This window comes from Melaminivora alkalimesophila (assembly GCF_000282995.1).
In the GTDB taxonomy this organism is placed as follows: Bacteria; Pseudomonadota; Gammaproteobacteria; order Burkholderiales; family Burkholderiaceae_C; genus Melaminivora; species Melaminivora alkalimesophila.
Genome location: NZ_ALEE01000679.1, coordinates 1 through 4,350, shown reverse-complemented (window position 1 = coordinate 4,350; position 4,350 = coordinate 1). Strand labels below are relative to the sequence as shown.

3 protein-coding genes and 1 pseudogene are annotated in these 4,350 nt (G+C 70.3%); all 4 read left to right on the top strand.

Features of this window, described 5'->3' with window-relative positions; genetic code table 11:
* Window positions 1–487 (top strand): annotated as a pseudogene (locus A612_RS17430) (patatin-like phospholipase family protein); the annotation flags it as partial.
* A gap of 96 nt (window positions 488–583) precedes the next feature.
* Window positions 584–2,650 carry a methionine--tRNA ligase gene (gene metG / locus A612_RS13195; protein ID WP_019374935.1) on the top strand — a complete coding sequence of 689 codons (2,067 nt, stop codon included), beginning with the start codon at window positions 584–586 and terminating at the stop codon, window positions 2,648–2,650.
* 209 nt (window positions 2,651–2,859) lie between these two features.
* The gene (locus A612_RS13190; RefSeq protein ID WP_019374934.1) at window positions 2,860–3,192 is read left to right on the top strand and encodes a c-type cytochrome; all 333 of its coding nucleotides are present in this window, start codon (window positions 2,860–2,862) and stop codon (window positions 3,190–3,192) included.
* Window positions 3,189–4,350 (top strand): NAD(P)/FAD-dependent oxidoreductase (locus tag A612_RS13185; protein WP_040436904.1); only part of this gene is annotated, 1,162 nt, incomplete at its 3' end. The genes A612_RS13190 and A612_RS13185, both read left to right, overlap by 4 nt.

The window sequence follows — 4,350 nt, the reverse complement described above, 5'->3', positions numbered from 1 at the left end:
GGCCGCCGCAGGCGCGGCGCGCTACCCGGCGCTGGGCCAGATCGCCGGCCACGCGCTGTCCAGCATCTTCCTGGATGCGCTGCCGGTGGACGTCGAGCGCCTGCAGCGCATCAACACCACGCTGTCGCTGATTCCGGAGGCGGCGCGCCGGGCCAGCGCGCTGCGCCCCATCCGGCTTTTGCACCTCTCGCCCAGCGAACCCATCGACGACATCGCCGCCAGGCACCTGGCGGACCTTCCCGCGACGGTGCGCGCGCTGCTGAGCACCCTCGGCATCGACGCCCGTGCGGGCGCTGGCCGCACCAGTTCGCGCGATGCGGCGCTGGCCAGCTACCTGCTGTTCGAGCGGGGCTTCACGCGCGAGCTGATCGCCCTGGGGCGCTCCGACGCGCTGGCGCGGCGCGGCGAGATCTGCGACTTCTTCGGCTGGAATGCTGCAGCACCGCCCCGGTGCGGGCCGGCCAGCACAGCGGCGCGAGCGGGCTGAAACAGGCGGGCGCCACCCGCACGCGGCAGGGGCAGGCCTGCTGTTCCTAAAATGGCGGGTTCCGCCCCCACCTCCGAGAGCCCCGTTCGCCCCACCATGACCGCCCGCAAGATCTTCGTCACCACCGCCCTGCCGTATGCCAACGGCAATTTCCACATCGGCCACATCATGGAATACATCCAGGCCGACACCTGGGTGCGGTACCAGCGAATGCAGGGCGCCGAGGTGAACTTCGTGGGCGCCGACGACGCGCACGGCGCGCCGATCATGATCGCCGCCGAGAAAGCCGGCAAGACGCCGCAGGAGTTCGTCGCTGAGATCGCCGCCGGGCGCGCCCAGTACCTGGAGGGCTTTCACATCGCCTTCGACAACTGGCACAGCACGGACGCGCCCGAGAACCACGAGCTGGCACGGCAGATCTACCTCGACCTCAAGGCCAACGGCCTGATCGAGACGCGCACCATCGAGCAGTTCTTCGACCCCGAGAAGAACATGTTCCTGCCCGACCGCTTCATCAAGGGCGAGTGCCCGCGCTGCCACGCCAAGGACCAGTACGGCGACAACTGCGAGGTCTGCAGCGCCGTGTACGCGCCCACCGAGCTGATCGAGCCCTACTCCGCGCTGTCGGGCGCCAAGCCAGTCCTCCGGTCCTCGGAACACTTCTTCTTCAAGCTCTCCGACCCGCGCTGCGTCGAGTTCCTCCAGGAGTGGACGCAAAACGGCGAGCACGTGCAGCCGGAAGTCGCCGCCAAGATCCGCGAATGGTTCGGCACGCGCACCAACCCGGACGGCACCACCAGCGAGGGCCTGGACGACTGGGACATCTCGCGCGACGCGCCCTACTTTGGCATCGAGATCCCGGACGCGCCGGGCAAGTACTTCTATGTCTGGCTGGACGCGCCGGTGGGCTACCTGGCGTCGCTCAAGAACCTGCTGGAGCGCCGCGGCGAGGACTACGAGGCCTACATGGCCGACCCGCGGCTCGAGCAGGTGCACTTCATCGGCAAGGACATCATCACCTTCCACACGCTGTTCTGGCCCGCCATGCTGAAGTTCAGCGGCAGGAAGACGCCGACCAAGATCTGCGTGCATGGTTTCATGACCGTGAACAATGGCGAGAAGATGAGCAAGAGCCGGGGCACGGGGCTGGATCCGCTCAAGTACCTGTCGCTGGGCATGGACCCGGAGTGGCTGCGCTACTACCTGGGCGCCAAGCTCAATGGCAGGAACGAGGACATCGACTTCAACCCCGAGGACTTCATGGCGCGCGTCAATGCCGACCTGATCGGCAAGTACGTGAACATCGCCAGCCGCGCGGCGGGCTTCATCGCCAAGCGCTTCGGCGGCCGGCTGGGCGAGGTCGGTAGCGATGGCCAGGAACTGCTGGCCGCCCTGCGCGGGCAGAGCGAGGCCATCGCCGCCGCCTACGAGGCGCGCGACACCGCCCGCGTCGCGCGCGATGTGATGCTGCTGTGCGACCGCGTCAATGCCTACGTGGACGCCAACCGGCCCTGGGAGCTGGCGCGCCAGGAAGGGATGGAGGAGCGCCTGCACGACGTGTGCACGACCTGCATCGAGGCCTTCCGGCTGCTGACCCTCTACCTCAAGCCGATGCTGCCGGCCGTGGCCGCGCAGGTGGAGACCTTCCTGCAGGTGCCACCGCTGGCCTTCGCCGATGCGCAATCCCTGCTGGGCGCCGGCCACGCCATCGGGGCGTACCAGCACCTGATGCAGCGCGTGACCGCGGAGCAGCTCGATGCGCTGTTCGCCCTGCCGGAGCCGGTGGTCGAGAAGGTGCTGCCCGGCGGCGAGGACATCGCACCGACCATCACCATCGACGACTTCGCCAAGATCGACCTGCGCATCGCACGCATCGTCGACTGCCAGGCGGTGCAAGGCTCGACCAAGCTGCTGCAGCTCACCCTGGACGCCGGCGAGGGCCGCACGCGCAACGTGCTCTCCGGCATCGCCAGCATGTACCAGCCCGAACAGCTCACCGGCAAGCTCACGGTGCTGGTGGCCAACCTTGCGCCGCGCAAGATGAAGTTCGGCGTGAGCGAGGGCATGGTGCTGGCTGCGAGCCACGCCGACGAGAAGGCGCACCCGGGCATTTACGTGCTGGAGCCTTTTCCCGGCGCGCAGCCGGGCATGCGCGTGCGCTGAGCCTGCCCGCGCGGCGCGGTTAGAATTGCGCCATCCATTTTCCACTCCGCTCGTGCCGCGTGCCGGTCGAGAGGGATGCACCCGCCGGTGCTGCAGCGGGCCCTTGCGCCCCCAACGCCCAGGCCCCTCGCGCCTGCCGTTCGTTGGCTCCACCGGTCCGGGCCCCTGCGCTGCCAAGCGCCGGGCCTGTCGCATCCGAGGATGCCTGCGTGCACATCCCTTTCCCGCCCCCGTACCGCGCCCCCTGGCTGGCGCTGCTGGTGCTGCTTGCCCCGGCCCTTGCAGGCGCGCAGCCGGGCGCGCTGGACGCTGCGCTACTGGCTGGCACCTGCCTCAACTGCCACGCGCCCGAGGCCCCCTCCGGCGGGCCCATCCCCCGCCTGCAGGGCCGCGACGCCGCCGAGCTGCGCCAGCGCCTGCGGGCCCTGCAGCGCGGGCAGGTGCCGGACGCGACGGTGATGACGCGGCTGATGAAGGGCTACGACGATGCGCAGATCGAGGTCCTGGCCCAATGGTTCGCGCGCCAGGGAGACCAGCGATGAGCGGCCGGCCCCACCATCCCACCCGCCGTGCCGTGCTGGCCGGCGCCCTGGCCCTGCCCGGCTTGGTGCAGGCGCGCGCCGCGGCGGCCCACGTGGTGGTCGTGGGCGGGGGGTTCGGCGGTGCGACGGCGGCGCGCTACCTGCGCCGGCACGCACCCGGCGTGCGCGTGACGCTGGTCGAGCCGGCCGGGCGCTTCTATACCTGCCCCTTTTCCAACCTGGTGCTGGCCGGGCTGCGCCGCTGGGACAGCATCGGCCACGGCTACGCCGGGCTGCGCGCCGCTGGCGTGGAAGTGATCCACGCGCGCGCCCAGGATGTGGACACCGGCGCGCGCACGCTGCGCCTGTCCACCGGCCAGCAGCTGCGCTGGGACCGGCTGGTGCTGTCGCCCGGCGTGGACATGCGATGGGATGCGCTCGAAGGCTACGACCGGGCGGCCGCCGAACGCGCGCCACACGCCTGGAAGGCCGGCGCGCAGACGCTGCTGCTGCACCGCCAGCTGCAGGCCATGGAGGACGGCGGCACCTTCGTCATGGCCATCCCCGACAACCCTTTTCGCTGCCCGCCCGGCCCCTACGAGCGGGCGGCGATGGTGGCGCACTACTTCAAGCAGCACAAGCCGCGCAGCAAGGTGCTGCTGCTGGACGCCAAGGACAGCTTTTCCAAGCAGGCACTGTTTCAACAGGGCTGGAAGGCGCTGTACGGCGACATGATCGAGTGGGTGGGCCAGAAGGACGACGGCCAGGTGATGCGCGTGGACGCCGCGCGGCTGGAAGTGGAGACTGCCTTTGGCACACGCCACCAGGCCGACGTGCTCAACGTGATCCCACCCCAGAAGGCCGGTCGCATCGCCGAGCGCGCGGGCGTGACCGACGCCAGCGGCTGGGTCCCGGTGAAGGCCGAGAGCTTCGAGTCGCGCCAGGTCCCGGGCATCTACGCGCTGGGCGATGCGACCATCGCCGCCCCCATGCCGAAGTCCGGCTTTGCGGCCAACACCCAGGGCAAGGTGGCCGCCGCCGCCATCGCCGCCGACCTGCTGGGCCTGCCTGCGCCCGTGCCCAGCTACGCCAACACCTGCTACAGCCTGGTCGGGCCGGGCTACGGGATCTCTGTGGCGGGCGTGTACCGCGCCGAGGGCGGCAAGCTGGTCGAGCCGG